This window comes from Streptomyces sp. A01 (assembly GCF_059026195.1).
In genome coordinates, this window is record NZ_JBWLKN010000003.1 from 130,421 (window position 1) to 155,756 (window position 25,336).

The 25,336-nt window shown below is 70.3% G+C and carries 19 protein-coding genes; 9 read left to right on the forward strand and 10 right to left on the reverse strand.

Annotated elements, in window-relative coordinates:
* Positions 1-215 precede the first annotated feature (215 nt).
* Entirely contained in the window at positions 216-1,097 is an 882-nt protein-coding gene (locus AC5P1B_RS05015) for a RecB family exonuclease (RefSeq protein ID WP_493885011.1), read from the forward strand.
* 13 nt (positions 1,098-1,110) lie between these two features.
* Positions 1,111-1,782, forward strand: a complete 672-nt coding sequence (locus AC5P1B_RS05020) for a response regulator (protein WP_493885013.1) — start codon at positions 1,111-1,113, stop codon at positions 1,780-1,782.
* A gap of 269 nt (positions 1,783-2,051) precedes the next feature.
* Here AC5P1B_RS05020 and AC5P1B_RS05025 read toward each other — a convergent pair whose 3' ends face one another.
* The 4 genes from AC5P1B_RS05025 to metH form a co-directional block, all read right to left on the reverse strand.
* Positions 2,052-3,641, reverse strand: a complete 1,590-nt coding sequence (locus AC5P1B_RS05025; protein ID WP_493885015.1) for an ABC transporter substrate-binding protein — start codon at positions 3,639-3,641, stop codon at positions 2,052-2,054.
* 67 nt (positions 3,642-3,708) lie between these two features.
* The gene (locus AC5P1B_RS05030; RefSeq protein ID WP_493885017.1) at positions 3,709-5,313 is read right to left on the reverse strand and encodes an ABC transporter substrate-binding protein; all 1,605 of its coding nucleotides are present in this window, start codon (positions 5,311-5,313) and stop codon (positions 3,709-3,711) included.
* 526 nt (positions 5,314-5,839) lie between these two features.
* The gene (locus AC5P1B_RS05035; protein ID WP_493885019.1) at positions 5,840-6,565 is read right to left on the reverse strand and encodes an HAD family hydrolase; all 726 of its coding nucleotides are present in this window, start codon (positions 6,563-6,565) and stop codon (positions 5,840-5,842) included.
* Positions 6,566-6,987: 422 nt separating this feature from the next.
* The gene (metH, locus tag AC5P1B_RS05040) at positions 6,988-10,494 is read right to left on the reverse strand and encodes a methionine synthase (protein WP_493885021.1); all 3,507 of its coding nucleotides are present in this window, start codon (positions 10,492-10,494) and stop codon (positions 6,988-6,990) included.
* Between the two features lie 232 nt (positions 10,495-10,726).
* On the opposite strand from metH, the gene AC5P1B_RS05045 reads away from it, so the two are divergent.
* The 6 genes from AC5P1B_RS05045 (at position 10,727) to AC5P1B_RS05070 (ending at position 18,115) form a co-directional block, all read left to right on the forward strand.
* Complete coding sequence (locus AC5P1B_RS05045; RefSeq protein WP_493885023.1) at positions 10,727-11,491, forward strand: IclR family transcriptional regulator; 765 nt, start codon at positions 10,727-10,729, stop codon at positions 11,489-11,491.
* Between the two features lie 263 nt (positions 11,492-11,754).
* On the forward strand, positions 11,755-12,552 hold the full coding sequence (locus AC5P1B_RS05050) for an MIP/aquaporin family protein (RefSeq protein WP_493885025.1): 798 nt from the start codon (positions 11,755-11,757) through the stop codon (positions 12,550-12,552).
* Between the two features lie 33 nt (positions 12,553-12,585).
* Positions 12,586-14,145, forward strand: coding sequence for a glycerol kinase GlpK (gene glpK / locus AC5P1B_RS05055; protein ID WP_493885026.1), 1,560 nt, complete (start codon positions 12,586-12,588; stop codon positions 14,143-14,145).
* A 2-nt stretch (positions 14,146-14,147) separates the two neighbouring features.
* Positions 14,148-15,749, forward strand: a complete 1,602-nt coding sequence (locus AC5P1B_RS05060) for a glycerol-3-phosphate dehydrogenase/oxidase (protein WP_493885027.1) — start codon at positions 14,148-14,150, stop codon at positions 15,747-15,749.
* Between the two features lie 321 nt (positions 15,750-16,070).
* On the forward strand, positions 16,071-16,742 hold the full coding sequence (locus AC5P1B_RS05065; RefSeq protein ID WP_493885029.1) for a FadR/GntR family transcriptional regulator: 672 nt from the start codon (positions 16,071-16,073) through the stop codon (positions 16,740-16,742).
* Positions 16,743-16,870: 128 nt separating this feature from the next.
* Positions 16,871-18,115, forward strand: a complete 1,245-nt coding sequence (locus AC5P1B_RS05070) for a PAC2 family protein (RefSeq protein WP_493885031.1) — start codon at positions 16,871-16,873, stop codon at positions 18,113-18,115.
* Positions 18,116-18,218: 103 nt separating this feature from the next.
* On the opposite strand, the gene mshC is transcribed toward AC5P1B_RS05070, so the two are convergent.
* From mshC to AC5P1B_RS05090, 4 genes are all read right to left on the reverse strand, one after another.
* Positions 18,219-19,448 (reverse strand): cysteine--1-D-myo-inosityl 2-amino-2-deoxy-alpha-D-glucopyranoside ligase, encoded by a 1,230-nt coding sequence (gene mshC, locus AC5P1B_RS05075; protein ID WP_493885033.1) that lies wholly within the window; start codon positions 19,446-19,448, stop codon positions 18,219-18,221.
* Positions 19,449-19,543: 95 nt separating this feature from the next.
* Positions 19,544-20,464, reverse strand: coding sequence for an SCO1664 family protein (locus AC5P1B_RS05080; protein WP_493885035.1), 921 nt, complete (start codon positions 20,462-20,464; stop codon positions 19,544-19,546).
* Positions 20,428-21,018: a DUF3090 domain-containing protein gene (locus tag AC5P1B_RS05085; protein WP_493885037.1), complete on the reverse strand. Its 591-nt coding sequence runs from the start codon at positions 21,016-21,018 to the stop codon at positions 20,428-20,430. Before AC5P1B_RS05085 ends, AC5P1B_RS05080 begins: the two co-directional genes overlap by 37 nt.
* Positions 21,019-21,141: 123 nt before the next feature.
* On the reverse strand, positions 21,142-21,843 hold the full coding sequence (locus tag AC5P1B_RS05090; RefSeq protein WP_493885039.1) for a histidine phosphatase family protein: 702 nt from the start codon (positions 21,841-21,843) through the stop codon (positions 21,142-21,144).
* Between the two features lie 87 nt (positions 21,844-21,930).
* Here AC5P1B_RS05090 and corA point away from each other — a divergent pair, with 87 nt between their 5' ends.
* The gene (gene corA, locus AC5P1B_RS05095; RefSeq protein ID WP_493885421.1) at positions 21,931-22,923 is read left to right on the forward strand and encodes a magnesium/cobalt transporter CorA; all 993 of its coding nucleotides are present in this window, start codon (positions 21,931-21,933) and stop codon (positions 22,921-22,923) included.
* Positions 22,924-22,959: 36 nt separating this feature from the next.
* On the opposite strand, the gene AC5P1B_RS05100 is transcribed toward corA, so the two are convergent.
* Together AC5P1B_RS05100 and AC5P1B_RS05105 are read right to left on the reverse strand one after the other, a co-directional pair.
* The gene (locus AC5P1B_RS05100) at positions 22,960-23,748 is read right to left on the reverse strand and encodes a ferritin-like domain-containing protein (protein WP_493885041.1); all 789 of its coding nucleotides are present in this window, start codon (positions 23,746-23,748) and stop codon (positions 22,960-22,962) included.
* Positions 23,749-24,228: 480 nt separating this feature from the next.
* Positions 24,229-25,278, reverse strand: a complete 1,050-nt coding sequence (locus AC5P1B_RS05105; RefSeq protein WP_493885043.1) for an LLM class F420-dependent oxidoreductase — start codon at positions 25,276-25,278, stop codon at positions 24,229-24,231.
* Positions 25,279-25,336 lie beyond the last annotated feature (58 nt).

The window sequence follows — 25,336 nt, forward strand, 5'->3', positions numbered from 1 at the left end:
TGAGGTGGTCTGCCGTCGATGGTATGCGTCCGGCCTCGCCGGACCCCGCCTCGGCTCCCTCCTGGGCCCCTTCGGGGGCTCTTCGCGCCACGTTCCGCCGCCGCTGTGCGGGGTGCCTCGGCCGCGGGGTGGGCTCGGCTTCCCCCGCACGTCTTCGGGGCTTTGTCCGGCTCGCGATGGCGGGAGTGTCAGTGGGGGGCCGTAGGGTCTTCGGCATGGGAACCACCACCAAGAAGGCGGAGCGGCCGGCCGCCCTGTCGCCGTCGCGCGCCGCCGACTTCATGCGGTGTCCGCTGCTGTACCGCTTTCGCGTGATCGACAAGCTCCCGGAGAAGCCGAGTCCCGCGGCGACCAGGGGCACGGTGGTGCACGCGGTGCTGGAGCGCCTTTTCGACGCTCCGGCGCTGGACCGTACGGCGCCGCGGGCGCGGGCGATGGTGCCCGGTGAGTGGGAGCGGCTGCTCGCCGCCAAGCCGGAGCTGGCCGGGTTGTTCGCGCGGGAGGACGGCAGCGCGGACGCCGAGCGGCTGGCGGGCTGGCTGCGGGAGGCTGAGCAGCTGGTCGAGCGCTGGTTCACGCTGGAGGACCCGGTGCGCCTCGAGCCCGCCGAGCGCGAGCTGTATGTGGAGACGGTGCTGGACTCGGGGCTGACGCTGCGCGGCTACATCGACCGGGTGGACGTCGCCCCGACGGGTGAGGTGCGGGTGGTCGACTACAAGACGGGCAAGGCCCCGCCGCCGCAGTTCCAGGGCGACGCGCTGTTCCAGATGAAGTTCTACGCCCTGGTGCTGTGGCGGCTGCGCGGGGTGGTGCCGCGGCGGCTGCAGCTGGTGTATCTCGGCAGTGGTGATGTGCTGACGTACGACCCGGAGGCGGCGGAGCTGGAGGGCGTGGAGCGCAAGCTGCTCGCGCTGTGGGACGCCATCAGGGAAGCGACCGAGAGCGGCGTGTGGCGCCCGCGGCCGACGAAGCTGTGTGGCTGGTGTGACCACCAGGCGGTCTGCCCGGAATTCGGGGGGACTCCCCCGCCGTACCCCCTGGAGGTCATCCCGGCGCGGTCGGGACCGGAGGGCCAGGGCAGAATGGGGCAGGTCTAACGAAGGAGTTCCCGTGGCGATCCGCGTCCTGCTCGTCGATGACCAGCCGCTGCTGCGTACCGGTTTCCGGATGATCCTGGAGGCCGAGCAGGATCTCGCGGTCGTCGGTGAGGCCGGGGACGGGTTGCAGGCCCTGGACCAGGTGCGGGCGCTTCAGCCCGACGTGGTGCTGATGGACATCCGGATGCCCCGGATGGACGGCGTCGAGGCGACCAGGCAGATCACGGGGCCCGGCCGGGACGGCCCGGCGAAGGTGCTGGTGCTCACCACGTTCGATCTCGACGAATATGTGGTGGAGGCGCTGCGCGCCGGGGCCAGTGGCTTTCTGCTGAAGGACGCGCCCGCCGATGAGCTGGTGCAGGCGATCCGGGTGGTCGCGGCGGGCGAGGCCATGCTGGCCCCGAGCATCACGCGGCGGCTGCTCGACAAGTACGCCGGGCATCTGCCCTCCGGTGAGGAGCCGGTCTCCGACACGCTGCACACGCTGACCGAGCGCGAGGTGGAGGTCCTCAAGCTCGTCGCGCGGGGGCTGTCGAACGCGGAGATCGCCGCTGACCTGTTCGTGAGTGAGACGACGGTCAAGACGCATGTCGGGCATGTGCTGACCAAGCTGGGCCTGCGGGACCGGGTGCAGGCCGCGGTCTACGCGTACGAGAGCGGGCTGGTCCGTCCCGGCGCGCAGTGACCTGCCGGTAGCGCGCTGGTACGTCAGCCGCGGGGATACGTCAGCGGGGCGGATGCCGGATGACCGGTCCGCCCCGCTTTGCCGTTCCCGCGGCTCGCATGCCGTTTCCACAGCTCGTATCCGGAGGTTCCCCGCACGCTGCGCTCGTGGAGGACCTACGGCTCCGGGTCCGTTACGGCGCCTGGACCGCCCCGGCCCCGCCCACCGCGCTGGTGCGGTGGGCGGGGCCGGGGGCCGGGGTGCCGCGCCGAGGGGCGGCTGCCGTGTCGTCAGTCGCCGGACTTGCTGATCTCCCAGAAGCGGAAGACCGTGGATGAGTCGAGGGTCCACTGCAGGCCGGAGATGTTGTCGCGCGCCACGGCGTACTGCTTGCCCTGCCACAGCGGGATGACCGGCAGGTCCTCCGCGACCTTCTTCTGGATGCGCGCGAAGTCGTCCACGGTGGCCGACCTGCTGGCCTCGGCGGCGGTGGGCGGCAGCAGCTTCGTGGTGATCTCGCGGGCGTCGTAGTGGTTCCCGAGGACGTTGCCCTCACCGAAGAACGGCGCGGTGAAGTTGTCGGGGTCCGGATAGTCCGGCACCCAGCCCTTCACGTAGACGCCGTAGTCGCCGCTCGCGATGCCCTTCTCGTACTTGTCGAAGTCCGCGCTCTTCACGTCGGCCTCGAACAGGCCGCTGGCGTTGAGCTGCTTGGCGATCAGACGCAGCGCCGGGCCCGTGCCCGGACCGTAGCGGATCGGGGTGGCCCACAGGGTCAGCTTGACCTTGTCGTCCACACCGGACGCGCGCAGGGCCGCCTGGGCCTTGGCACGCTGCGGCCGGTCGCCGTACAGGTCGTAGAACGGCGTCTTGTGACCGGTGATACCGGCCGGGACGATGGAGTACAGCGGCTCGGCCGTGCGCTGGTAGACGTCCCGGACCAGCGCGTTCCGGTCGATGAGGTACGCGACGGCCTTGCGCACGCCCAGCTTGCCCGCCACCGGGTCGCGCATGTTGAAGACCAGGTGCTGGACCTCGGCGCCGGTGCCCTCGGTGACCTGGAGCTTGTTGTCGCCGCCCGCGCTCGCCTCGATCTCGGCGACGGTCTGCGTCTCCAGGCCGCGGTAGGCGAGGTCGACGTCACCCTCGCGTACGGCGGTGGCGAGTCCGGGCTGGTCTCCGTTGAAGAACTTCATCGTCATGCCGGAGTTGCGGACGTCGGCGGGGCCCTTGTATCCGCCGTTGACGGAGAACTTCGCCTGCTTCTTGTCGAAGGAGTCCAGCCGGTACACGCCGGAGCCGATCGCCTGGTTGTCCGTCCGCAGCTTGTTCTTCGGGTACTCGCGGTGGTCCACGATGGAACCGGCGCCGGAGGCGATCTTCTGCGGGAAGGTGGCGTCGGGGTTCTTCAGCCGGAAGATGACCGTCCGCTCGTCCGGGGTCTCGATCTTCTTGATCGAGGAGAACAGGATGGCGGGGCCCTCCTTGTGGTCGATCTTCAGGGTGCGCTCGAAGGAGAACGCCACGTCCTTCGACGTCAGCTTGTTCCCGTTGCTGAACTCAAGCCCGTTTTGCAACGTGCAACCGAAGACCTTGCTCTCGCCGTCCTTGAAGCCGCAGGTCTTGGCAGCCTCCGGCCGCGGTATGGTGCCGCCCTTCGGGAAGCTGAGCAGCGACTGGAAGACGTTGTTGAACAGCAGCCACGAGCCCGGGTCGTAACCGGCGGCCGGGTCGGTGGAGAGCACCCGGTCCGACATTCCCATGACCACACGCTCACCGGTGCCGCCGCCCGCGCCGTCCTCCGAGCCGCACCCCGCCAGCAGAGCGGCGACGAGCCCCGCACCAACCGGGGCCACCAGCCACTGGACACGTTTCCTCACGTACGCCTACCTCACAGTTTCTTCGGATGTTCCGCCCTGACGGTGACGTCGCCGGCACGGGTGGGGGTCAGCCATCGACGCCTTGGCCCAGTTCCCACAGCCGGAGCTTGCCTGAGGCGTCGACCGCCCATTCGGCTCCGGTGATGTTGTCGCGGGTGACGACATACTGCTTCCCCTGCCACAGCGGCAGCACCGGCACCTCGTCGGCGACGATGTCCTGCGCCCGCTGGAAGTCCTTGACCGTCAGGGCGCGCTGGTCCTGCTGCTGGGTACGCGGAACGAGGATCTTCTCGATCGTGGAGTTGCGGTAGGGGGAGTTGAGGAAGTTGTCCGCGCCGAAGAACGGCGCGATGTAGTTGTCGGGGTCCGGGAAGTCCGGGTACCAGCCCATTCCGTACGCGGCGTACTCGCCCTTGGCCGCGGCCGGACGGTACGCGGACCACGGCACGTCCTTGATCTTCACGTCGAAGAGCCCGCTGGCGTTGAGCTGCCGCCGCAGCGTCTTGAACTCCTTGGTGCTCGCCGGACCGTAGTGGTCGGAGGCGTAGCCCAGGGTCAGCTTGACCGGGGTGGTGATGTCGCCTTCGCGCAGGATGCGGCGGGCCTTGGCGACGTCCGGCTCGCCATAGGTGTTGTAGAACGAGTTGGTGTGCGCGGAGGCGCCCGACGGCACCAGGGAGTACAGCGGTGATCCCGCGCGCTTGTACACGTCGCGCACCAGCTCCTGCCGGTCGACGAGCTGGGCCATGGCCTGCCGTACCGCCTTGCTGCGCACCGACGGCTCGTCGGTGTTGAAGGCGAGGTAGCGGATTTCCTGCCCGGAGGACTCGGTGAGCTTGATGTCCTTGTCGCCGGCGGTGCGCAGTTCGTCGATCTGCTCGGGGGTCAGGGAGCGGTTCAGGGTGCCGATGTCGCCCTTGGTGAGCGCTTTGCCCAGATCCTTTGAGGTGTCGTAGAAGCGCATGACGACCTTGTCGCTGTGCGGTTCGAGGTCGCCCTCGTAGTGCGCGTTCTTGGTGAACACGGCCCTGGAGAGCCGCTGGCCCTTGGCCTCGTTGCGCACCGTGTACGGCCCGGAGCCGACGGCCTCGAAGCCCGCCTTGAGCTTCTTGCCGTCGTACTCCTCGCTGTCGAGGAGGGCGGCGGCGGGGGTGGCTACCTTGTAGGGGAACGTCGCGTCGGGGGCCTTGAGGTGGAAGACGACCTCCTTGTCGCTGGGCGCCTCGACCTTGTCGATGTTGCTCAGCAGCGACTGCGGGCCGTTCTCGTACTTGATCGCCAGCGCGCGGTGGAACGAGAAGACGACGTCTTCGGAGGTGAGCGCGTGCCCGTTGGAGAACTTCAGGCCATCGCGGAGCGTGCAGCGGAACTGCTCGCTCTGCTTGTCCTGGAAGCCGCATTCGCTGGCGGCGTCGGGAACGGGCTGGTTGCCGGAGCGCGGCATGCGCATCAGGGTCTGGAAGACGTTGTGCATCACGCCCCACGCTCCGATGTCGTATGCCTGGGCGGGGTCGAGCGGCGCTGGGGCCGCCTTCGTCGCCTCGATCCGGTCCGTGCTCCCGACAACGATGGAGCCGCCGCTCGCGCCCGCACCGTCCGTGCTCCCGCAACCGGCGAGAACGGAAGTCAGCAGGCCCGCCAACGCGGGTAGCGCCATCGTCTTGCGGTTCATTCTCGGGGGTCTCCCTACCATCGATCCCACGGCCATCCCGTTGTTCGGGATGCGGGCCGCGGGGGTTGCGCAGATGTGCTCGGGGAGACATTAGTAGGCGACGCCAGCATTACTGGAACGCAACGGAGTTGAGGCGATATCTCGACGCTATAACGGGCACCGGCGGGGAGATATGCACCCGCTAGAACGTTTCGTACGAGAGGTCGCCAATCAGGACACATGGGCCTGGCCGAAATCGACCGAATCGGTCAGGCAGCACAGAGAGTCCCCGCCTGTCGACGGGCGCACCGGTGACATAAATCACGCTGGAGTGCGCGCGGCGACGTGAGGGCATTGCCATGTACACGGCTTGTTTGCCGCTCAAGAAATGATCAGGGTTATTCACTGCGCGCGTACCCGCGTACTCCGCGTGCGCGCCGTGATCAATTTCTGTGATCACGACGCTTGGCACGGCCAGCTATGTCTTCCGCGCACAGCGTGAAGGCGCCCGACCGATCGCGGCGAAACGATCGGCAATACGTGATCGCTAAGACGTGATCAGTGTGCGCAGGAATGCGAGATCGACATCCTCCAGCGAGCGGACGACCGTGCGTCCCGCCGCGGGCTCGATGGGCACCACCGAGGGCACCGCGATGACGGGGCAGCCCGCCGCCTCCGCTGACGCCACTCCGGTCACGGTGTCCTCGATGACCACACACCGGCTCGGGTGCGCGCCGAGCCCGGCGGCCGCGAGCAGATACGGGTCAGGGTGCGGCTTGGTCCGCTCGACCTCATCGCCCGCGACGGTCAGCGCGAAGTGCTCGCCGCCGATCGAGCTCAGTATCCGGTCGATGACCCGCCGGTGGGAGGCCGAGACGAGAGCGGTCGGGATGCCGTGCGCGGCGAGCTCGGTGAGCAGCTGCCGGGCGCCCGGCAGCATCGGCACACTGGTCGAGATCAGCTCGGTGAACCGCGTGTTCAGCTGTGTGGTCAGCTCGGCGAGGGCGATGTCGGCGCCCGTGACGTCGATGAGGTAGGAGGCGCTGCGGGTCATCGGGCCGCCGACGACGACCTCCCGGTGCTCGTCGTCCAGCACATGCCCGAGCTCGGCGAAGATCGCGACTTCCGCCGCCCACCACATGCCCTCGGTGTCCACCAGGGTGCCGTCCATGTCGAGCAGGACACCCTGGAGGGCCGCGGCACCGGTGAGGGTCCGCGCAGGGGCGGGGCCCTGGGCCAGGCGGGTGTCGACAGCGGGGATGCTGCTGGTCATCCGTGCACCTCCGTAACGGGAAAGCCCCTCGCGGGGCGGGCCCCGCGGGACGGAAAAGTCCCCACGGGGCACAGGAGCCGGTCACCCTCCGCGAACAGGAGGACAACCGGCTGCTACCGGACCGACAAGTGTACGGCGCGAGGGCCGGACGCGCGCTGGGATATCCGGCGGGGAGGAGCGGGGCGGCCCCCCCACCCACCGCGCTGGGCGGGGGCCGGGGCCGGGTGGACCCGTGCGGCCGGCAGGAGCGGCGGGCGCTCCTGCCGGTGCGGACAGGCCGGTGCGGACAGGCCGGGTCCGGCGGATCGTGCTGGGCAAGCCCCTGTCCGTGCGTCGCGGACCGCGGGTGCGTCGTGGCTGGTCGCGCAGTTCCCCGCGCCCCTGACGGGGCAGACCCTGCGCGGCCCCATGCCGGGCGACCGCTAGCGCGCGTTGAAGTACTTGGCCTGCGGGTGGTGGATCACGATCGCGTCCGTGGACTGCTCCGGGTGGAGCTGGAACTCCTCGGACAGCTCGACACCGATGCGCTCCGGCTCCAGCAGGTTCGCGATCTTCGCGCGGTCCTCCAGGTCCGGGCAGGCGCCGTAGCCGAGCGAGAAGCGGGCGCCCCGGTACTTCAGGTCGAACATGTCCTCGACGGCCTCCGGGTCCTCTCCCGCGAAGCCGAGTTCGGAGCGGACCCGCGCGTGCCAGTACTCGGCCAGCGCCTCGGCCAGCTGCACGGACAGGCCGTGCAGCTCCAGGTAGTCGCGGTAGGAGTCGGCGGCGAACAGCTTGGCCGTGGCCTCGCCGATCCGCGAGCCGACGGTGACGACCTGGAGCCCGACCACGTCCCGCTCCCCCGACTCCTCCGGGCGGAAGAAGTCGGCGAGGCAGAGCCTGCGGCCGCGGCGCTGGCGGGGGAAGGTGAAGCGGGTCCGCTCGGTGCCGTCCTCGTGCAGCAGGACCAGGTCGTCGCCCTTGGAGACACACGGGAAGTAGCCGTAGACGACGGCCGCCTCCAGCAGGTTCTCGGTGAGCAGCTTGTCCAGCCAGCCGCGCAGGCGCGGCCGCCCCTCGGTCTCGACCAGTTCCTCATAGGTGGGTCCTTCGCCGGTGCGGGCCTGCTTGAGCCCCCACTGCCCCTTGAACAGGGCGCCCTCGTCCAGCCAGGACGCGTAGTCCACCAGCTGGATGCCCTTGACGACGCGGGTGCTCCAGAACGGCGGCTCGGGGACCGGGTTGTCGGTGGCCACGTCGGAACGTACGGGCCCCTCCTCCGGCTCCGGCTCGACGACCTCCACCGCGCGCTTGGCGACGCGGCGCTGGCGCAGCTCGGGCAGGGCGGCGCCGGGGACGCCGCGCTTGACCGCGATGAGGGCGTCCATCAGGCGCAGGCCCTCGAAGGCGTCACGGGCGTAGCGGACCTCGCCCTCGTAGATCTCGTGCAGGTCCTGCTCCACGTACGCCCGGGTGAGCGCCGCGCCGCCGAGGATGACGGGGTAGTCCGCCGCCATCTTGCGCTGGTTCAGCTCCTGCAGGTTCTCCTTCATGATCACGGTGGACTTCACCAGCAGTCCTGACATCCCGATCACGTCGGCCCGGTGCTCCTCGGCCGCCTCAAGGATCGCCGAGACCGGCTGCTTGATGCCCAGGTTGACGACGTTGTAGCCGTTGTTGGACAGGATGATGTCGACCAGGTTCTTGCCGATGTCGTGGACGTCGCCGCGCACGGTGGCGAGCACGATGGTGCCCTTGCCATCCGCGTCGGTCTTCTCCATGTGCGGCTCCAGGTGGGCCACCGCCGTCTTCATGACCTCGGCGGACTGGAGGACGAACGGCAGCTGCATCTGGCCGGAGCCGAACAGCTCGCCGACCACCTTCATGCCCTCAAGGAGCGTGTCGTTGACGATGGCCAGGGCCGGCCGGCTGGTCAGGGCCTCGTCCAGGTCGGCGGTCAGGCCGTTCTTCTCGCCGTCGATGATGCGGCGCTGGAGCCGCTCGTCCAGCGGCAGCGCCATCAGTTCCTCGGCCTTGCCCGCCTTCATCGACTTGGTGTTGACGCCCTCGAAGAGCTCCATGAGCCGGTGCAGCGGGTCGTAGCCCTCGGAGCGGCGGTCGTAGACCAGGTCGTGGGCGACCTTGACGTGCTCCGGGTCCAGCCGCGCGATGGGCAGGATCTTGGAGGCGTGGACGATGGCGGAGTCCAGGCCCGCCTTGACGCATTCGTCGAGGAAGACGGAGTTGAGGACGATGCGTGCGGCGGGGTTGAGGCCGAAGGAGACGTTGGACAGGCCCAGCGTGGTCTGCACGTCCGGGCGGCGGCGCTTGAGTTCCCGGATGGCTTCGATGGTGTTGATGCCGTCCTTGCGGGACTCCTCCTGCCCGGTGCAGATGGTGAACGTCAGGCAGTCGATGAGGATGTCCGACTCGTGGATGCCCCAGTTGGTGGTGAGGTCGTTGATGAGCCGCTCGGCGATGGCGACCTTGTTGTCCGCCGTGCGCGCCTGGCCCTCCTCGTCGATGGTCAGCGCCATCAGCGCGGCGCCGTGCTCGGCGGCCAGGGCGGTGACCTTGGCGAACCGGGAGTCGGGGCCGTCGCCGTCCTCGTAGTTGACCGAGTTGATCACCGCGCGGCCGCCCAGCTTCTCCAGCCCGGCGCGCAGGACGTCGACCTCGGTGGAGTCCAGGACGAGCGGGAGGGTGGACGCGGTCGCGAAGCGGCCCGCCAGTTCCTTCATGTCGGCGACGCCGTCGCGGCCGACGTAGTCAACGCACAGGTCGAGCAGGTGCGCGCCCTCGCGGATCTGGTCGCGTGCCATCTCCACGCAGTCGTCCCAGCGGCCTTCCAGCATGGCCTCGCGGAACTTCTTGGACCCGTTGGCGTTCGTCCGCTCGCCGATGGCGAGGTAGGAGGTGTCCTGGCGGAAGGGGACGGTCTGGTAGAGGGAGGCGGCGCCGGGCTCGGGGCGCGGGTCGCGCTCGGTGAGGGTCATGTCCCTGACCCGCTCGACGACCTGCCGCAGGTGCTCGGGGGTGGTGCCGCAGCAGCCGCCGACCAGCGAGAGCCCGTATTCGCGGACGAACACCTCGTGCGCGTCGGCCAGCTCGCCGGGGCTGAGCGGGTAGTGCGCGCCGTTCTTGCCGAGGACGGGCAGTCCGGCGTTGGGCATCGCCGAGACGCGGGTACGGGCGTGCCGGGCCAGATAGCGCAGGTGCTCGCTCATCTCGGCGGGGCCGGTGGCGCAGTTGAGGCCGATCATGTCGATGCCGAGGGGTTCCAGCGCGGTGAGCGCGGCGCCGATCTCGGAGCCGAGCAGCATGGTGCCGGTGGTCTCGACGGTGACCTGGACCAGCAGCGGCAGGTCGGTGCCCGTCTCGGCCAGCGCCCGCTTGACGCCGATCACGGAGGCCTTGGTCTGCAGCAGGTCCTGGGTCGTCTCGACGAGCAGGGCGTCGGCGCCGCCCGCGATGAGTCCGGCGGCGTTTTGCTGGTAGGCGTCGCGCAGTGCCGCGTAGGGAGCGTGGCCGAGGGTGGGGAGCTTGGTGCCGGGGCCGATGGACCCGAGCACCCAGCGGGGGCGGCCGTCGGCGGCGAACTCGTCGGCGACCTCCCGGGCGATGCGGGCGCCCGATTCGGAGAGCTCGAAGATACGGTCCGCGATGTCGTATTCGCCCAGAGCCGCGAGGTTGGCGCCGAAGGTGTTGGTCTCCACGCAGTCCACGCCGACGGCGAAGTACTCCTGGTGCACGGCGCGGACGATGTCGGGGCGGGTGACGTTGAGGATCTCGTTGCAGCCTTCGAGCTGCTCGAAGTCGTCGAGGCTGGGGTCCTGCGCCTGAAGCATCGTGCCCATCGCACCGTCCGCGACCACCACCCGGGTGGAGAGCGCCTCGCGCAGGGCGTCGACTCGGTCGGTCTGGATGGACGATGACGTATGCGAGGCCATGGATGAGCTCCCTGGGATGCGACGGCTGTCGGCTTTGCGCCTTCCGGTGGACGGCGCACTCGGCCAGCGTAGCTGCCGGTGGTGAGCGAGTGGCGGATGTCCCACTTGGCGGGACGCCGAGCAGAGCGAAACCACTGTGATCTTGATCGTTCAGGGATGCCGTTCCGGTACCCCAGGGTCGGCATGGGCCGATAGTGTTCAGCATTGTCGAACCACATAAGGAGGCAGCGCGATGGCAAGGAACATCCAGTCGCTGGAGCGCGCGGCGGCGATGCTCCGTCTGCTGGCGGGCGGCGAGCGACGCCTGGGCCTGTCCGACATCGCGTCCTCGCTCGATTTGGCCAAGGGTACGGCGCACGGCATCCTGCGCACCCTCCAGCAGGAGGGATTCGTCGAGCAGGACCCCGCCTCGGGCCGCTATCAGCTGGGCGCCGAGCTGCTGCGTCTCGGCAACAGCTATCTGGACGTCCACGAGCTGCGCGCCCGCGCCCTGGTGTGGGCCGACGACCTGGCCCGCTCCAGCGGCGAGAGCGTCTATCTGGGGGTGCTGCACCAGCAGGGCGTACTGATCGTGCACCACGTCTTCAGGCCCGACGACAGCCGGCAGGTCCTTGAGGTGGGGGCCATGCACCCGCTGCACAGCACCGCGCTGGGCAAGGTGATCTCCGCGTACGACCCGGTGGCGCACACCGAGGCCACCGAGGGCGAGCGCACCGCGTTCACGCCGCGCACGGTGACGGGGACCGCCGAGTTCGAGGACGTGCTCGACCTGACCCGGGCGCGTGGCTGGGCGGCCGACGTGGAGGAGACCTGGGAGGGTGTGGGCTCGGTGGCCGCGCCGATCCACGACCGGCGCCGCATGCCGGTGGGCGCCGTGGGCGTCACCGGCGCGGTGGAGCGGGTGTGCGCGGACGGCGCGCTACGTTCGGAGCTGGTGGCCGCCGTACGGGACTGCGCGCGGGGAGTCTCCCGCGACCTGGGCGCCGGCCGCTTCTGAGCCGGGCGCGAGCCGCCGCCCCGATCCGTAACGACCCCACCTGTTCCCAGCCAGTTACCTGCAAGTTTTCAGTCACAGAACTCTTGACGCGCTCTTTGCAGTGAAGAAAACTGCCGTGCATCGGTCGGCATTGTCGAACACCTAACGACAATATTCGCTATGGTGGTCTCTGCCGCGGGCCGATCAACGCCCTCTCGGAGGGCGCGAACCCCGGAGGGACCCGGGGTTCGCCTTCCCCTGGACGAAGGACAAAGGAGTCGCGGGTGTCCAGCTCCGACATCTTCATCGGCGAGACCATCGGTACCGCCGTTCTGATCCTGCTGGGCGGTGGCGTCTGCGCCGCCGTCACGCTCAAGCGGTCAAAGGCGCTCAACGCGGGCTGGCTCGCCATCACCTTCGGGTGGGGTTTCGCCGTCCTGACAGGCGCGTACATCTCCGCCGGTGTCTCCGGCGCCCACCTCAACCCGGCGGTGACCATAGGTCTCGCCATCAAGGGCGGCAAGGGCGGCACCGAGTGGGGCGACGTACCGCTCTACCTGGCCTCGCAGCTGCTCGGCGCGATGATCGGCGCGCTGCTCGTGTGGGTCACCTACTACGGCCAATTCCAGGCCCATCTGACCGACCCTGAGATCGTGAAGGCCACCACCGGTGACGAGGGCATGGTCGACAAGGCCGCCGCTCCCGCCGCCGGACCCGTGCTCGGCATCTTCTCGACCGGCCCGGAGATCCGCAACGCCGTACAGAACCTGGCCACCGAGATCATCGCCACCACCGTGCTCGTGCTGGCCATCCTCACCCAGGGCCTCACCCCGGGCCTGGGCGTCTCCGGCACCGGTGTGCTGATGACCGCGCTGGTCGTGGTCGGCCTCGGACTCTCCCTCGGCGGCCCGACCGGCTACGCCATCAACCCGGTGCGCGACCTCGGCCCGCGTATCGTGCACGCCCTGCTGCCGCTGCCCAACAAGGGCGGGTCCGACTGGGGCTACGCCTGGATTCCCGTCGCGGGCCCGCTCATAGGCGGCGCCCTGGCCGGCGGACTCTACGAACTCGCCTTCGCCTAAGCCCCCACCGACTCACAGCAGGAGCCGCACATCATGACCGACACCCAGGACTTCACCTCAGGGCCCGGCGCCTCTTCCCACGGCCACGGCCCGTTCATCGCCGCGATCGACCAGGGCACCACGTCAAGCCGCTGCATCGTCTTCGACAGAGACGGCCGGATCGTCGCCGTCGACCAGAAGGAACACGAGCAGATCTTCCCCAAGCCCGGGTGGGTCGAGCACGACGCGGCCGAGATCTGGACCAACGTCCAGGAGGTCGTCGCCGCCGCCATCGACAAGGCCGAGATCACCTCCGCCGACGTCAAGGCCATCGGCATCACCAACCAGCGTGAGACCACGCTGCTGTGGGACAAGGCCACGGGCGAGCCGGTGCACAACGCGCTGGTCTGGCAGGACACCCGCACCGACGCCCTGTGCCGGGAACTCGGCCGCAACGTCGGCGCCGACCGCTTCCGCCGCGAGACCGGCCTCCCGCTCGCCTCGTACTTCGCGGGCCCGAAGATCCGCTGGCTGCTCGACAACGTCGAGGGCCTGCGCGAGCGTGCCGAGGCGGGCGAGATCCTCTTCGGCACCATGGACTCCTGGGTCATCTGGAACCTCACCGGCGGCCCCAACGGAGGCGTGCACGTCACCGACGTCACCAACGCCTCCCGCACCATGCTGATGAACCTCCAGACCCTGGACTGGGACGAGCGCATCCTCGCCTCGATGGAGATCCCGGCAGCCGTCCTGCCGCAGATCCGCTCCTCCGCCGAGGTCTACGGCAACGCGTCCGGCGGCGCCCTCGCCGGGGTGCCCGTGGCGTCCGCGCTGGGCGACCAGCAGGCCGCGCTGTTCGGCCAGACCTGCTTCGACAAGGGCGAGGCCAAGTCGACGTACGGCACCGGCACCTTCCTGCTGATGAACACCGGTGACGCGCCCGTCAACTCCTACAACGGCCTGTTGACGACGGTCGGTTACCGCATCGGCGACCAGGCCCCGGTCTACGCCCTTGAGGGCTCGATCGCCGTCACCGGGTCGCTCGTGCAGTGGATGCGCGACCAGATGGGCCTGATCAAGAGCGCCGCCGAGATCGAGACGCTCGCCAGCTCCGTGGACGACAACGGCGGCGCCTACTTCGTGCCCGCCTTCTCCGGCCTGTTCGCCCCGTACTGGCGCGATGACGCGCGCGGCGTCATCGCCGGACTCACCCGGTACGTCACCAAGGCGCACATCGCCCGTGCCGTACTTGAGGCCACCGCCTGGCAGACCCGCGAGATCGTCGACGCCATGACGAAGGACTCGGGCGTCGAACTGACCGCGCTCAAGGTCGACGGCGGAATGACCTCCAACAACCTGCTGATGCAGACCCTCTCGGACTTCCTCGACGCACCCGTGGTGCGCCCGATGGTCGCCGAGACCACCGCACTCGGCGCCGCCTACGCCGCCGGCATCGCCGTCGGCTTCTGGCCCGACACCGACGCGCTGCGTGCCAACTGGCGCCGCGCCGCCGAGTGGACACCCCGTATGGAAGCGGACGTTCGCGACCGCGAGTACAAGAACTGGCTCAAGGCCGTCGAGCGGTCCATGGGCTGGATCGAAGACGAGGAGTAAACATGAGCACCCTGCAGAGCGTCCCCGACACCGGGACGCGCCCGGCTGCCGGTCCCCACCAGGACCGCGCCGAAACCCGGGACCGGCTGTCCAGCGCGACGTACGACCTCCTGGTGATCGGCGGCGGCATTCTGGGCACCTCGGTGGCCTGGCACGCCGCGCAGTCCGGACTGCGGGTCGCCATGGTGGACGCCGGTGACTTCGCCGGCGCCACCTCCTCCGCGTCGTCCAAGCTCGTCCACGGCGGTTTGCGCTACTTGCAGACCGGCTCGGTCAAGCTCGTCGCCGAGAACCACCACGAGCGGCGGGTGCTGGCCAAGGACGTCGCCCCGCACCTGGTCAACCCGCTCAGCTTCTACCTGCCTATCTACAAGGGCGGCCCGCACGGCGCCGCCAAGCTCGGCGCCGGTGTCTTCGCCTACTCCGCGCTGTCCGCCTTCGGCGACGGCGTCGGCCGGATCATCCCCCGGTCCAAGGCCGTGGCCGACATCCCGGCGCTGCGCACGGAGAACCTCAAGGCCGTCGCGTACTTCGGCGACCACCAGATGAACGACTCCCGGGTCGCCGTCATGACCGTGCGCGCCGCGGTCGAGTCCGGCGCCGTCGTGCTCAACCACGCCGAGGTGCGCGGTCTGCGCTTCACCGACGGCCGCGTCACGGGCGCGGAGCTGAAGGACCGCCTCGACGGCGACGAGTTCGGGGTGGACGCCCGCATCGTCCTCAACGCCACCGGGCCGTGGGTGGACCACCTGCGCACCATGGAGGACAAGGCCTCGGCGCCGAGCATCCGGCTCTCCAAGGGCGCGCACGTCGTGCTCAAGCGGAAGGCGCCGTGGAAAGCCGCCATGTCGACCCCGGTCGACAAGTACCGCATCACCTTCGCCCTGCCGTGGGAGGACCAGCTGCTCCTCGGCACCACCGACGAGGTGTACGAGGGCGACCCGGCGGACGTGCGCGCCACCGACGCCGACATCGACCAGATCCTGGAGGAGGCGGCGTACTCCGTCCGCGACGAGCACCTGTCGCGCGACCTGATCAACTACGCCTACGCGGGTCTGCGCGTGCTGCCCGGCGGCCCTGGCGGCACCGAGTCGGCCAAGCGGGAGACCGTCGTCACCGAGGGCACCGGCGGCATGCTGTCCGTCGCGGGCGGCAAGTGGACGACGTACCGGCACATCGGCCGCATGGTCATGCAGAAGCTGGCCAAGCTCCCCGGCGGGCCGCTCACGGCGGATATGGAGCCGCTCTCGCAGCTGCCCCGCCGGGTGCCGCTGCCCGGCATCGCCAACCCGAACGCGGTCGCGCACCGGCTGCTCGTGGACCGCGAGCCCGGCGTGCGGATGGACCCGCTCACCGCCCGGCAGCTCGCCACCCACTACGGCTCGCTCTCCTTCGAGATCGCCCGCCTGGTGGACGAGGACCCGGCGCTCGGCGAGCGCATCCACCCCGAAGGACCGGAGATCTGGGCGCAGGTCGTCTACGCCCGCGACCACGAGTGGGCCGAGACGGTCGACGACGTGCTGCGCCGCCGCACCACGCTCACCGTCCGCGGCCTGGACACCGCCGAGGTCCGCGCGAGGGTCGAGGACATGCTGCGCGGCTGAGGCCGGGACTCACGCGGCCCGGCGGGCCGCGTGAGCGCGACGTGACATGAGGGGAGAGACTCCGGCCGGGGTCTCTCCCCTCATCCGTTTCTTCGCTTCTTCGTTTCTTTTCCCCAGTCTCGCCGCACGGGGGCTTCTCTGTTTCCCGTACGAGGGCGCCTTGCTCACCCCGTGGCGCCGGGCCGTCCGAGGGGGCGCCTCGGCGGGGTCACGTGGACTCCGCGGCGGTCGGCGAGGACTGGGCGGCCTTCCGGACCGGCCAGGGTGGGCGGCGGACCCCATAATGACCTTCATACGTAGGATGTTTTCGGGAGGTCCACCGTGGCGGTCACCGACGAGGCGATCGAGAAGATCAAGGGAATGATCGTTTCCGGCGCGCTGCGGCCGGGCGACCGGCTCCCCAAGGAGAGTGAACTCGCCACCGAACTCGGACTGTCCCGCAACTCGCTGCGCGAGGCCGTGCGCGCCCTGTCCCTGATCCGCATCCTCGACGTACGGCAGGGCGACGGCACGTATGTGACCAGCCTCGACCCGCAACTGCTGCTGGAAGCCCTCAGCTTCGTCGTGGACTTCCACCGCGACGACACGGTGCTGGAGTTCTTCGCGGTCCGCCGCATCCTCGAACCGGCCGCCACCGCGCTCGCCTGCTCCCGCATCAGCGACAGTGAACTGGACGTCCTCACGGAGCAGTTGGACGCCCTCGGGGAGCAGCCTTCCGTGGAGGAACTGGTCGCCAGCGACGTGGAGTTCCACCGGACGATCGTGCGGGCCGCCGGGAACTCCGTCCTGTGCTCACTGCTTGACGGACTCTCGGGCTCGACGAACCGGGCCCGGATCTGGCGGGGCCTCACACAGAAGGACGCGGTCAGCCGGACGCTGCGCGAGCACCGGGCGATCGTCGAGGCGCTGCGCGCCAGGGACGCGGAGGCGGCCCGCTCCTGGTCGACCGTGCACATCGCGAGCGTCGAGCAGTGGCTCCGCTCCACGCTATGAGCTAAACGCTATGAGCCCACAAGGGCTGCGGCCGGAGCTGGTGGAACCCGTAGGCTTGGGGCGCACGCAAATGGAACTGCAACCGGCGGGGGTCACTCCCGACCGCCCCGGTCGGAAGGAGGCGCTGGGTGATCGAGCTTGAGGGGGTCCCCGAGCTGATCGACCCGGTCATGATCTGTGCCTTCGAGGGCTGGAACGACGCGGGAGACGCCGCCTCCACCGCAGTCGGGCACTTGGACCGGGAATGGAAGGGCGAGGTCTTCGCGGCGCTCGACGCCGAGGACTACTACGACTTCCAGGTCAACCGGCCCACCGTCTGGCTGGACGGCGGTGTCCGCAAGGTCACCTGGCCGACCACCCGGCTTTCGGTGGTGCGGACCGGCGGCGACAAGCCACGCGACCTCGTCCTGGTACGGGGCATCGAACCGAGCATGCGCTGGCGCTCGTTCTGCAACGAGATCCTGGGCTTCGCGCACGAGCTGGGTGTGGAGATGGTCGTCGTCCTCGGGGCGCTGCTCGGTGACACCCCGCACACGCGGCCGGTGCCGGTCAGCGGCGTCACCTCGGACCCTGACCTGGCCCGCAGCCTGGATCTTGAGGAGTCCCGCTACGAGGGGCCGACCGGCATCGTCGGCATCCTCCAGGAGTCGTGCACGCACGCGGGGGTCCCGGCGGTGAGCCTGTGGGCGGCGGTGCCGCACTACGTCTCCCAGCCGCCGAACCCGAAGGCGACCCTGGCGCTGCTGAACCGCCTTGAGGATCTGATCGGACTGCGTATCCCGCTCGGCGAACTGCCGGAGGACGCGCGCGCCTGGCAGCTGGGCGTGGACCAGCTGGCGGCCGAGGACTCCGAAGTGGCCGAGTACGTGCAGTCGCTGGAAGAGGCCCGTGACACGGCCGAGCTGCCGGAGGCCACGGGCGAGGCCATCGCCCGCGAGTTCGAGCGGTATCTGCGCCGCCGTGACGGGCATCCAGGGCCCGGCGGCCACGCGACCGAGACGGGCGGCGTCGCGGACGGGCGGGACCGGGAGGGCGGCTCGTACCTGCGGGACGCGAGCAGCGGCCGTACGCGCCCGGCGAGACCGGCCCCGAAGGAGGACCCGGCGGACGCTCCGCGCTCCTCCGGCGCCGCCGACTCCTCCGATGACGGTGGCCCGGCTGCCGACCCGAAGGAGCCCAGGGAGCCTAAGGCGCCGAAGGAGCCGAGGAGTTCCAGGGGCACCAGGGAACCGGACGGCGCGGGCGAAGCCGACTCGGGCCCGAGCGCGGGCTCCGGCTCCGGCTCCGGCTCCGGCGAATCCGAGCCCTCCGGCGAGGCCGACGGCGGCAAGGGCGACGGCGGCAAGGGTGACGGGCGTGACGAGAACGGGTAACTGAACCGGTCAGGACGAAAGCGGCAGGGCGCTCCCCGAGGGGGGCGCCCTGCCGCTTTCGGCAGCCGGTGGAGGGACGGGGCGGAGCGGGCGGCTCAGCCGCTCAGAGGGCGACGCCGAGAAGCGCGTCGACGGCGCGCGAGACCACGCCGGGCGCCCCCTCGTCCGTGCCTCCCTCGGCCGCCTGGCGGGCGGCCCAGCGGTCCACAGCGGCCAGCGCCGCCGGGGCGTCGAGGTCGTCGGCCAGCGCTTCCCTGATCTCCTCGACCACCGCGTCCGCCGTCGGCCCGTCAGGCCGGGAGACGGCCGCGCGCCAGCGTGCGAGACGCTCCCGCGCCTCGCGCAGCACGTCGTCCGTCCACTCCCAGTCGGCGCGGTAGTGGTGCGCCAGCAGGGAGAGCCTGATGGCCGCCGGGTCCACGCCCTCGCGGCGCAGCGTGGAGACGAAGACGAGATTGCCCTTGGACTTGGACATTTTCGCGCCATTGAGGCCGACCATGCCCGCGTGGACGTACGTCTTGGCGAAGGGGCGTTCCCCGGTGAGCGCCTGGGCGTGCGAGGCGCCCATCTCGTGGTGCGGGAAGGCCAGGTCGGAGCCGCCGCCCTGCACGTCGAAGCCCATGCCCAGGTACTTCAGGGCGATGGCCACACACTCGATGTGCCAGCCGGGCCTGCCGCGGCCGAGGGAGGCGCCGTCCCAGCTCGGCTCGCCCTCGCGGGCGGCCGTCCACAGCATCGGGTCGAGCGGGTTCTTCTTGCCGGGGCGCTCCGGGTCGCCGCCGCGCTCGGCGGACAGCCGCCGCATCACCTCGGCGTCGTAGCCCGAGACCCCGCCGAAGTCTGGGTCGGACTCCACCGAGAAGTAGATGTCCCCCTCCAGCTCATAGGCGGCGCCCGCGTCCCGCAGCCGCTCCACCAGCGGCACGATGTCGGGTATCGACTCGACGGCGCCTATGTACTGCTGGGGCGGAAGCATCCGCAGCGCGGTCATGTCCTCGCGGAAGAGCGCGGTCTCCCGTTCGGCGAGCGCGGTCCAGTCGTCGCCGTTCTCGGTGGCCCGCGCCAGCAGTGGGTCATCGATGTCCGTGACGTTCTGGACGTAATGCACCTGCCGCTCGGTGTCGAGCCACACGCGCTGGACGAGGTCGAACGCGTTGTAAGTCGCCGCGTGACCCATATGGGTAGCGTCGTACGGAGTGATGCCGCAGACGTAGAGGCGGGCGACGGGACCGGGGTCGAGGGTGATCGGCCCTCCGGTCGCTGTGTCGTGAATCCGGAGGTCGCGGCCCTTGCCGGGCAGGGCGGGAACCTCAGAAGCGGGCCAGGCATACATGACATGAGCGTAACCGGACGCGGCATCCGGCTACGAACCGGACCCGCTCTCTTGGCGCGATAGGCACTCTTGCGCGCCCGCCCGCTCCATGCTGGTCAGACCGGGGGCCAGGGGATCGCGGGCCACTGCCCGCTGGGCTCCGGGTGCCGGCCGGTCCGTAGAAGATCGGCTACCCGACCGCGCAGGGCATCGGTCTCGGCCGTCGTGATGAGTTCCGCCAAGCGGGCGGCGAGCGGGCCGTTGTCGGCCAAGTCGGCCGAAAGTCGCTGGAGCACGGTGGTCGCCTCGTCCGTCAGCGGCTCGCCCGCCCATCCCCACAGCAGGGTGCGCAGCTTGTCCTCCGCGTGGAAGGTCACCCCGTGGTCGATCGCGAACAGCTGCCCGTCGGCGGTGGGCAGCAGGTGCCCGCCCTTGCGGTCGGCGTTGTTGATGACCGCGTCCAGCACGGCGAGCCTGCGCAGCCGCTCGTCGTCGGAGTGCACCAGCAGCGCGGTACGGCCCTCACCGACCTCGACGTACCCCACGGCCTTCCAGCCGAGCCCCGGCTCCCCGCCCTCGACCAGTGCCAGCAGCTGCGGCCCCGGGTGGTCGCTGTCACCGTCCGGCGTCTCCACCCACAGCTGGCACATCCCCTCGCCGTACGGTCCCTCACGCAGCACCGTCGGCGGGATCAGCCCCCACCCGGTGGCCTCGGAGACCTCGTACGCGGCGACCTCCCGCCGGGCGAGGTCGCCGTCGGGGAAGTCCCACAGCGGCCGCTCCCCCGCCACCGGCTTGTACACACAGGCGAGGGACCGGCCCGCGCCCGTGACCGTGCAGTACAGCACGGCGTTGGACGCCTCCGTCACCCGGCCGCGCACCGTCAGCTCGCCCGACGCCAGCAGCTCGTACGGCGGCACGGCGGGGGACGGCACGGCGAACGGACCCGCGGGGGACGGCACGGAAGGGGACGGTGCGGACGCGGCCGACGCGGGCGGCGTCAGGCCCCCCTGCGGTATCCGTTCTGGCGCGGACATACGTGTCCCTCCGGGTCGAGCGGCAGACTGCACAGCGGGCACGGCGGGCGGCCGGCGTTGACGACTTCGAGCGCGCGCTTGGCGAACGCCCGCGCCATGGTCCCGGTCAGCCGCACCCGGAGCATCGGCGGGCCGTTGACGTCGTCCTGCAGCAGCCGTTCCTCGGCCTCGGCCAGGTCCTCGTCGGTGTCGGCGTCGAGCTCGACGAGCGCCTGTGCCTCCACCACCATCCGCTGGTCATCGCCGTCCCAGGCCAGCGCCATGGTGCCGACCCGGAACTCCTCCTCGACGGGCACGTCCAGCGGTGCGGTGTCCGACAGCTCCGAGGGGGCCACGGCGGGCACCGGGGCGTTGCCCCCGGTGCGTCGCACCACCTCGTCAAGCAGCTCATCGATCCGCTCCGCCAGGGCCTCGACCTGCGCCTTTTCCAAGGCGACGCTGGTGGTGCGGCCGGCTGCGGACGCTTGCAGGAAGAAAGTACGGCGGCCAGGCAGCCCGACCGTACCGGCGACAAAACGGTCCGGCGGGTCATAGAGGAACACCTGACGGGACAACGTCCTGCTCCATTTGTATCGACGGCTTCGACGGCTGGCACCGGCGGAATCGACCGCCGACTCCGCTGGCTCCGCGCTGAGACGGTGGCCTCAGTCGCGCCACCACCCTACTGCGCGTGGCGATCACGGTGCTCCCGCGCCACCCCCCACCGCCGCGTCCCCGGAGCAGCCCTCGACCGCACTCTCGCGCGGGCCGAGGCCGGCGAGGTCACCGGTGTCTCCCAGGCGCAGCAGGAAGGGGCGCAGGCGGGTGTAGCGGATGGCGGTGATCGAGCAGGGCTCCACGGAGATCCGCTGGAACAGGTCGAGGTGCATGCCGAGCGCGTCGGCGACGACCGACTTGATGATGTCGCCGTGCGAGCACATCACGTACGCGGCGTCGTCGCCGTGCTCGGCCTCGACGCGCGCGTTCCAGTCCCGCACCGCGTCCACCGCGCGCGCCTGCATGGCGCGCATCGACTCGCCCGCCGCGCCGGGGAACACCGCCGCCGACGGATGCCGCTGCACGGTCTCCATCAGCGGATCGCCGGACAGCTCGGCGAGCTTGCGGCCCGTCCAGTCGCCGTAGTGGCACTCGCCGATGCGCTCGTCGGTGTGCGAGCTGAGACCCGGCCTCGCGGCGAGCAGCGGGGCCAGCGTCTCCTGGCAGCGCGGCAGCGGGCTGGAGACGGCGGCCGCGAGCGGCAGCGACTCCAGGCGCCCGGGGAGCGCGTCGGCCTGGGCGGTGCCGCGCTCGTCGAGGGTGACTCCGGGCGACCATCCGGCGAGGACTCCCGCGGTGTTGGCGGTGGACCGGCCGTGGCGGATGAGGATCAGCGTGGGCATGCCTGCCAGCGTACGACCCCGCGCTCCGGCGCCGACGGGGCGTACGAAACGGCGCTGGCGATGCATGGAAGCGTCAGGAGGGGAAGAATTCCCGGCGTGATCGTGGACTGTGCCGTGTACCGCGACGGGCGCCGGACGGAGGGCCCCGCCGACATCTCCGACGCGCTCCAGCAGGCGCGGACCGAAGGCGAATCCTTTCTGTGGATTGGCCTGTACGAACCGACGCAAGACGAGTTCGACCGCGTCACCAGCGAGTTCGGGCTGCATCCGCTGGCAGTGGAGGACGCGCTGCGCGCCCACCAAAGGCCCAAGCTTGAGGTGTACGACGACTCGCTGTTCCTGGTCCTCAAGCCCATCCAGTACGTGGAGGAGACCGCCGGCGTCACCACGGGGGAACTGATGATCTTCGTCGGCGACTGCTTCGTGGTCACCGTGCGGCACGGCGAGGCCAACCCGCTCGGCTCCGTGCGCGGACGGCTTGAGCAGAGCCCGGAGGTGCTCAAGCACGGGCCGACGGCCGTGATGTACGCGGTCAGTGACGCCGTGGTGGACCACTATCTGGAGGTCGCCGACGCCCTGCACGTCGATCTCGACGCCCTGGAGACCGACGTCTTCACCCCGGACGACGGCTCCTTCTCGTCGTCGGCCGGCCGGATCTACGCGTTCAAGCGCAAGGTGCTGGAGTTCCGCCGCGCCACGGGCCCGCTGACGGAGCCGATGGCGCGGCTGGCCGGCGCGGGTGTGCCGTTCGTCGACAGCGACTCGCAGCCCTTCTTCCGCGATGTCAGCGACCACCTGACCCGCACCAACGAGCATGTGGACAGCCTCGACCGGTTGCTGTCGGACATCCTCTCGGCGCATCTGGCGCAGATGGGCGTCCGGCAGAACGACGACATGCGCAAGATCTCCGCGTGGGCGGCCATGATCGCCGTGCCCACCATGATCGCCGGGGTGTACGGAATGAACTTCGACCACATGCCGGAGCTGCGGCAGGTGTGGGGCTACCCGGCCGCCGTACTGCTGATGGTCGTCGCGATCTTCGTGCTGCACCGGCTCTTCAAACGGCGCGGCTGGCTCTGAACCGCGGCCGCGGGGCGACTGGAGACCCCGCGCGGACTACGCGAACTCGGGGGCGGCTCCGGCAGACCCGCCCAGCGCGTCGCGCCGCTCCGGCGTCCGCAGCGAGACCATGCGGCGCCAGCCGCCCAGCGCCTCGTACGCGTACACGGCGTGGATTCCGGCGGCGAGCAGCGCCCCCTTCGCCTTCGGCCAGCCGAGGAGGCGCCCCATGTGGGCCATCACGGCGAGGCTCACATCGCGGTACACCCGGATCTCCGCCTGGGCGCTCTCCCTCAGCAGCCGCTGGATCATCTGGCCGTGCCCCTCCGAGGCGAGCCGCAGCAGTTCCTCATGGCAGTAGGCGAGGTGGTTGTCCTCGTCGTGGGAGATCATCCGGACGGCGCGGCCCAGCTCCGGGTGGTCGTCGAAGTGCTTGCGCAGCAGCCGCATCTGCTCGGCGGCGCGCTGCTCGGTGACCCTGCTGTGCGCCAGATAGACGATGATGTCCCGCTCGGTCAGCGGCTCGTCGCGGCGGAGCTTGTCGTGGGCCAGGCCGATGCCCTGGTTCTCCAGCAGCATCGTGTAGTCGGTCTCCGGAGGGACGCCGGTCTCCTCCAGCCCGCGCTTGCGCAGCAGCGCACGGAAGATCCGACCGTGCTTGTCCTCGTCGGCGCCATGCCTGGTGATCTTCGCCGCCATCCCGCGCCGGCTCGGGGGAACGAGCGCCGCGATGCGCCCGTTCTCCCAGCCCCCCTGGGACTCCCCGCTGGCCGCGATCGAACAGAACAGCTGGAACGAGTCGTCGTTGTCGAGGATCTCCTGGAAAACGCTGCGCGCCGAGAGCATGACGGTTTACCTCCGTGAGCGGCACACGACACATCCGTGAAGAACAAGTCAATTACCGTACGCCGCACAGAGCAACAGCCAGCCGACGAACTCCTCCAAACGAGGGATGCCGGCGGACGCCCCGGGGGCGTAACCAGGCCGCTGGCGAGGCGTTGTGCTCAGTGACGGCCGTGGCGGGGAAGACCCCCGAGCCCCCACCACGGCCGCAGTCCTCCTCGAAGCGGCCGCCGCGCCCGCCATGCTGTGCGGGACGCGGCACCAGCGCCGTACGAGACGTGGCCGGAGCCGCCGTACTCGCGGACGGCGGCTCGCCACTCGGGGCGGCGGCTCCAGAGGTGAGGGCGGCCGCCCCGCAAAGACCCCCGCAGAGGGAACAGCCGCCCGTACGGAGATACGGGCGGCCGCGGACGGAGAACAGCGACTCCGTACAGCGGATCAGCGGCTCCGTACGAGGATCGTGGCTCCGTACGAGGATCGGCGTCAGGCCAGCCCGGCGCGCTCCATCGCCTCCACGCCCGCCCGCAGGCCCGCGATCCGCTCGTCGAGGGTGAACCCGGCGGGCGCGAGGGACAGCGTGGTGACTCCGGCCTCCGCGTACGCCCTCATCCGGTCGGAGATCCGGTCCACGGGGCCGACGAGCGCGGTGGCGTCGATCAGATCGTGGGGCACGGCCGCGGCGGCGCCCTTCTTGTCACCGGCGAGGTACTTCTCCTGGATCTCGGCGGCCGCCTTCTCGTAGCCCATGCGCTGCGCGAGCTTGTTGTAGAAGTTCTGCTTGGCGCTGCCCATGCCGCCGACGTAGAGCGCGGTGTACGGGCGGAACTGGTCGGCCAGCGCCTCGACGTCGTCGCCGACGGCGAACGGCACGGTGGGCACCACGTCGAAGCCCGCGAGCTCCTTGCCCGCCTTCTCGCGTCCGGCGCGCAGCGCGCCGAGGGTGGTCTCCTCGGCGCTCTCGGGCGCGAAGAGGACCAGGAGCACCCCGTCGGCGATCTCGCCGGTCTGCTCCAGGTTCTTGGGACCGATCGCGGCGATGTACAGCGGGATGTGCTCACGCACCGGGTGCACGGTCAGCTTGAGCGCCTTGCCGGGGCCACCGGGGAGCGGCAGCGTCCAGTGCTCACCCTCGTGGCTGAGCGGCTCCCGCGCCATGGCCTTGCGGATGATCTCCACGTACTCGCGGGTGCGGGCGAGCGGCTTGTCGAACTTCACGCCGTACCAGCCCTCGGAGACCTGCGGGCCCGACACCCCGAGCCCGAGGCGGAACCGGCCGCCGGAGAGCGTGTCGAGGGTGGCGGCGGTCATGGCGGTCATCGCCGGGGTACGTGCCGGAATCTGGAAGATGCCCGCGCCGACATCGATCCGCTCGGTCTGGGCGGCGACCCAGGACAGGACGGTCGGCGCGTCGGAGCCGTACGCCTCCGCCGCCCAGCAGACGGAATAGCCCAGCCGGTCCGCCTCCTGGGCGACCGCGAGGTTGTCCGCGTCCATCCCGGCGCCCCAGTAGCCGAGGTTGATTCCTAGCCGCATCCCGTACCCCTTACCGATCGGTAACGTCGCTGTTCCCGGGACTGTAGCGCGGATACCC